This is a genomic window from Streptosporangium subroseum, from assembly GCF_900188345.1.
In the GTDB taxonomy this organism is placed as follows: Bacteria; Actinomycetota; Actinomycetes; order Streptosporangiales; family Streptosporangiaceae; genus Streptosporangium; species Streptosporangium subroseum.
Map to the genome: position 1 here is coordinate 22,078 of NZ_FZOD01000051.1, position 6,000 is coordinate 28,077.

The 6,000-nt window shown below is 69.5% G+C and carries 3 protein-coding genes; all 3 read left to right on the plus strand.

Going from position 1 to position 6,000, the window contains the following annotated elements; translation table 11 throughout:
- Positions 1-62: 62 nt before the first annotated feature.
- A complete protein-coding gene (locus tag CHC08_RS34780) occupies positions 63-3,158 on the plus strand; it encodes an AfsR/SARP family transcriptional regulator (RefSeq protein ID WP_089211621.1) in 3,096 nt (1,031 codons plus the stop codon).
- An 88-nt stretch (positions 3,159-3,246) separates the two neighbouring features.
- A complete protein-coding gene (locus tag CHC08_RS34785) occupies positions 3,247-4,728 on the plus strand; it encodes an FG-GAP-like repeat-containing protein (RefSeq protein ID WP_089211622.1) in 1,482 nt (493 codons plus the stop codon).
- Between the two features lie 100 nt (positions 4,729-4,828).
- Positions 4,829-6,000 (plus strand): FG-GAP repeat domain-containing protein (locus CHC08_RS34790; protein WP_218825637.1); only part of this gene is annotated, 1,172 nt, incomplete at its 3' end.

A 6,000-nucleotide genomic window follows, 5' to 3' on the forward strand; every position in this document is an offset into this window, starting at 1 on the left:
TGGCGCGCCGCCCGAACACGATCTAGTCTCGGAGATCTTCGGGGATGCCTTGGGGAGGGCACATGGAGTTTCGACTCCTTGGTCCGGTGGAGGTGTGGAGCGGCGACCGTCAGGTGTCGCTCGGGGGCGCCAAACCCAGGACTTTGCTGGCGGCGTTGCTGCTGGACGAGGGGCGTGTGGTTCCGGCTGAACGGCTGGTCGCGGTGCTGTGGGGTGAGGATCCGCCGGACACCGCGCGGGCGGTCCTGCAGACCTATGTCTCGTCGCTGCGGCGGTCGTTCGACCGCGCGGGGCTGCCGTCGGTCATCGTGTCGCACCGGGTCGGCTATCTCGCCGACATCCCGGCGGAGGCCCTCGATCGCACCGTGTTCGATCGGCTGGTCACCGACGGGCGGAAGGCGGCGGTCGAGGGCCGGCACCAGGAGGCGACGGAGTCCCTTCGGGCGGCTCTGGCGCTGTGGAGGGGGCCCGCCCTCGGCGGGGTCAGCGACTCCTTCCTGCTCACCGAGGCCGGACGGCTGGACGAGCTGCGGCTGACCGTCACCGAGGAGCGGATATCGGCCGAGCTCGCGCTGGGCCGCCACGAGCAGTTCGTCGGGGAGCTGACCACGCTGGTGGCACGCCACCCCATGCACGAGCATCTGCGCCGTGACCTCATGCTCGCGCTCAACCGGGCCGGGAGGCGGGGGGAGGCGCTCGCGGTGTACCGGCAGGGCAGGCAGGTGCTGGCGGAGGAGCTGGGCATCGAGCCCGGCCCCGACCTGCGCCAGACGCACGAGGCGATCCTGCGCTCGGATCCCAGCCTGTCACCGGCGGCGAGCTCCGAGCCGGACGTGCCGGATCCCGCGCCACCCCCTGCCCCGGCTTCCCCTCCGCCCTCCGTTCCGGTCTTCGCGCCGCTTTCCGCGCCGGGTTCCGAGGCGGGCAAGCCGTACCAGCTGCCTCCCGTCGCGACCGACTTCACCGGCCGGACCGAGGAGATCGCCTCGTTGCGCGAGTCCCTGGCCCAGCCGTCGGCGATGCCGATCTGTGTGATCTCGGGAGCCGGGGGCACCGGCAAGTCCGCCCTCGCGTTGCGGGTCGCCCACGAGATCGCCGGCCTCTACCCGGACGGCCTGCTCTACGTCGAGTTGCGCGGCACCACCGAGGTCGCCGCGACGCCCGCGGAGGTCCTGGGACGGCTCCTGCGAGAGCTGGGCACGCCTCCGGCGGCGATCCCGGTGACTCTGGAGGAGCGGGCCAACCAGTACCGCACCCTGCTGGCCGGTCGCCGCATGCTGGTGGTGCTCGACGATGTGGCCACTGAGCGGCAGGCCCGGCCGCTGCTGCCCGGCTCGCCGGGTTGCGCCGTGTTGATCACCTCGCGGAGCAGGCTCCCCAGCCTCTCGGGTGCGGCTCTGACCGAGCTCGGCGTGCTGAGCGTGGACGCGGCGCTGGCTCTTCTGTCGCGCATCGTCGGAGCCGAGAGGATCGCCGCCGAGATGGACACGGCGCGGATGGTCGTACGGCAGTGCGGACTGCTGCCGCTGGCGATCCGGATCGCCGGAGCCAGGCTGGCCTCGCGCCGCCAGTGGCCGGTGCAGCTGCTGGTCAAGCGGCTGGCCGATGAGCGGCGGCGGCTGGATGAGCTGACGGTGGGAGACCAGGAGGTCCGGGCGAGCATCGGGCTGAGTTATGAGCAGCTGACCGAACCCGGCAGAAGGATGCTGCGCCACCTCGGGCTGCTCGGCCTGCCGCATTTCTCCGCCTGGGTCGCGGCCGCGGCGACTCAGGCGAGTCCCGACGAGGCCGAGCAGGAGCTGGAGCAGCTGGTGGACGCCTCGCTCGTCGAGGTCGAGGGCGTGGATGCGACGGGGCAGGTCAGCTATCGGCTTCACGATCTCATCCGGCTGTTCGCGCGGGAACGCGCCGAGGCGCAGGAGTCGCACGAGGAGCGGACCGCCGCGGTGAGCAGGGTGCTCGGCGGCTGGCTCTGGCTGATCGAGCGGATGACCGTGGCCGAGCCCCTGAGCAGGATCGCCATGCGCTCCTCCTACCGGCTGGCCACCCCGGTGGATCCGCAGGTCGCGCGGGCGGTGCTCGCCGAGCCGCTCGCCTGGTTCAGGACCGCGCAGGAGACGCTGATCGTCGGGGTCGAGCTGGCCTCGGCGATGGATCTGGACGAGATCGCGGTGGAGTTGGCGTCCGCGCTGTGTCACTCGGTCTTCGTCGTGGAGAACCTCTTCGAGGCCTGGCACCGGACGCACGACGCCGCCCTCGCGGTCGCACGCCGCAGGGGGAACGCCGCGGGCGAGGCGACGCTCCTGGCCGAGCTGGGCCAGCTCAGCTACGAACAGGATCGCTACGCCGAGGCGCGGGAGTATTTCAGCCAGGCGCTGTCGATGTTCCGCGCCGCCAAGGACACCCGGGGAGAGTGCGCCACCCTCGTCGGGCTCGGCAACGCCTGCCGCGAGCAGGGATACCTGCCCGAGGCGCTTCACTTCCTCGGGCGGGCGGAGGAGATGTGGCGCGCCCAGGAGGATGACGCCGCCATCGCCCACGTCATGCGCCTGGTCGGGTCCATCCATCTGGAGCGGGGCGACTTCGAGCGGGCGTGGACGGACCTGGAAGAGGCCCTCACCCTGTACGGGCGGGCGAGAAGCAGCCGGGGCAGGGCACTGACCCTGCGCACGATGGCCCTCTACCACCTGGCCAGAGCCGAACTCGACCAGGCCGAGAAACTCGCGGGGCAGGCGGTGCGGATCTTCCGCGAGCTCGACGACCAGCTTCTGGAGTCCTACGCCGTGCGGACCCTGGCCAAGGCGCGGATACGGCTTCGCCGGTGCGAGGAGGCGCTGGAGCCGCTGGAGCGCGCGCTGCTGACCACCCGCTCCCTGCGCGACCGCTACGGCGAGGCGATCACCCTGCGCACCCTCGGAGAGCTACACCTCACCGAGGGCCGCCTCGACCAGGCGCAGAGCTGCCTCAACGAGGCGATGAGCCTGTGGGAGGCCCTGGACCTGCCGCTGTTTCGCGCCCGGACCCTGCGGGATCTGGCGCTCCTGCACGCCGAACGCGGCGACGCCGCGACCGCCGAGACGGTGCGGGCGGAGGCGATCGAGGTCTTCCGCGTGTACGGCTCCCGCGAGTACGGAGAACTCTCCTCGAACCCTCTGTAAAAAACGCTGCAGCATTCTTACAGGGGAGTTGAAGCGCGTCGGTGGACTCTTTCGGTGACAGAACGAACTACCGAAAGAGGAAACAGCGATGAGCGCCTCCCCCCAGAAATCCCGTGCCGGCGTCCGTGGCATCGCCGCCTGTGTGGCCATCGGCGCGATCGTGGCCGTGGGCCTGGAAATCGTCGTGGCCACCCCGGCCTCGGCGGCCAGCCGCGACACGATCGTCTCCGTGGCCCAGGGCGAGCTCGGCAAGGCGAGTCGCAACAAGGAGAACCCCGCGGGAAGCGGTTGTAACTACTACACCGGTGTGTTCCGGACCTGGAAATCATCGGCCGGTTGCGGTTCCGCGGACGGCGTCCCGTTCCGGAACAGCGACTGGTGCGCCGACTTCTCCAAGTATGTGTGGAAGAACGCCGGTGTCCGCTACGCCGACATCGCAGAGGGCAGCGGTGGCGTGCTCACCGGATGGGCCAGCTCGTTCAAGGACTACGGCGTCAAATACGGCACCTGGCATTCCCGGGCCAGCGGCTACACCCCGCAGCCCGGCGACGCCCTCGTCTTCGACTGGGAACAGGACGGCGTGATCAACCACGTCGGAATCGTGAAGTCGGCGACGGCCGGCACCGTCTACACGATCGAGGGCAACAGCGGCAACCAGATCAAGGCCAACAGCTACTCCCGGTCGAACGCCGACATCGTCGGCTACAGCTCGCCGGTGGGCATCACCTCCGAGCCGGAGGCCCCGCCCGCCGGCGAGGGCAACTCGACGCAGTTCGGTGACCTCGACGGTGACGGCCGCGACGAGATCGTCGCCTTCTTCGGTGACGGCAATGTGCATGCCTACCGCAACCGGGGCTGGGACGATCCCAAGGTCTACGACGGACCGGACCAGAAGATCGTGGCCGGTGGGTTCACCGACCCCTCGCGTGCGAAGTTCGCCGACCTCGACGGTGACGGCCGCGACGAGATCGTGTCCTTCTTCCCCGACGGCACCGTGCACGCGTATCGCAACCGGGGCTGGAACGACGCCACCGTTTACAACGGCAACGACCAGAAGGTCGTGGCGTCGGGGTTCACCGATCCCTCGCGTGCGAAGTTCGGCGACATCGACGGTGACGGCCGGGCGGAGCTGGTCTCCTTCTTCCCCGACGGCACGGTCCACGCGTATCGCAACCGGGGCTGGAACGACGCCACGGTCTACAACGGCAACGACCAGAAGGTCGTGGCGTCCGGATTCACCGACCCCTCCACCGCGAAGTTCGGCGACATCGACGGCGACGGTCGCGCGGAACTGGTGTCCTTCTTCGCCGACGGCGTCGTGCACGCCTATCGCAACCGTGGCTGGAACGACGCCACCGTTTACAACGGCAACGACCAGAAGGTCGTGGCGTCCGGGTTCACCGAGCCTTTCACCGCGAAGTTCGGTGACATCGACGGTGACGGTCGCGCGGAGCTCGTCTCCTTCTTCGCCGACGAGGTCGTGCACGCGTATCGCAACCGGGGCTGGAACGACGCCACCGTCTACAACGGCAACGACCAGAAGGTCGTCGCCAGCGGCTTCACCCCCTGAGACCGGCGGCCGGACTCCGCGGCCCCCGAACCGGGGCCGCGGAGTTCCCTCCCCCTGCTCGATTTCCCCCCGCTTCCTTCCCCCTTGCCGAGGAAACATCATGAACAGGCACCTCCTCTCCCGCGCCGCGCTCGCCACGATCACCACGGTCACCGCCTTCGGCCTGCTGGCCTCTCCCGCCGCCGCGAAGCCCGGTCCCGACCCTCAACCGAGCAGGATGGCCGGCGACGTCGCCATCGCCCGGGCCATCGCGGAGTGCGACCCGAACGGCACCGCGTCGTCGGACTCCACCCTGGCCACCCAGCTCAACGGCAGGCTGAACGCCAAGATGCGCGGCTACATGTCCGCCTACCGGGTCTCCTGCGCCCGCATGGTGATCAAGGCGGTGCAGGACCGGGGTCTGCACCCGAGGGCGGCCGTCATCGCCATCGCCACGACGATCGTCGAGTCCAGCATCGACAACATCAGCGAGGAGCTCGACCACGACAGCCTGGGACTGTTCCAGCAGCGGGCGTCCTGGGGAAGCGTGGCCAATCGGCTCAATCCCATCTGGGCGACCAACGCGTTCCTGGGCAAGATGCTGTCGAAGTATCCGAACGACGCGTGGAAGACCGCCTCCGTCGGCGAGGTGTGCCAGGCGGTCCAGGTGTCGGCCTACCCCGACCGCTACCAGCCGCAGGCCGCCGACGCGCAGATCATCGTCGACACCCTCTGGCCGGTCGTCGCCACCCCGCCCGGCGCCGATGGGGGCACGACGCGGTTCGCCGACCTCGACGGTGACGGCCGCGACGAGATCGTCGCCTTCTTCGGCGACGGTACGGTCCACGCCTATCGCAACCGTGGCTGGGACGATCCCAAGGTCTACGACGGACCGGATCAGAAGGTCGTGGCGTCGGGATTCACCGACCCCTCGCGTGCGAAGTTCGGGGATGTCGACGGTGACGGCCGGGCGGAGCTGGTCTCCTTCTTCCCCGACGGCACGGTCCACGCTTACCGCAACCGGGGCTGGAGTGACGCCACCGTTTACAACGGCAACGACCAGAAGGTCGTGGCGTCCGGGTTCACCGATCCCTCCACCGCGAAGTTCGGCGACCTCGACGGCGACAACCGCGACGAGCTGGTGTCCTTCTTCGGCGACGGTACGGTGCACGCCTATCGCAACCGTGGGTGGAGCGATGCCACGGTCTACAACGGCAACGACCAGAAGGTCGTGGCGTCGGGGTTCACCGATCCTGCGCGTGCGAAGTTCGGGGATGTCGACGGTGACGGTCG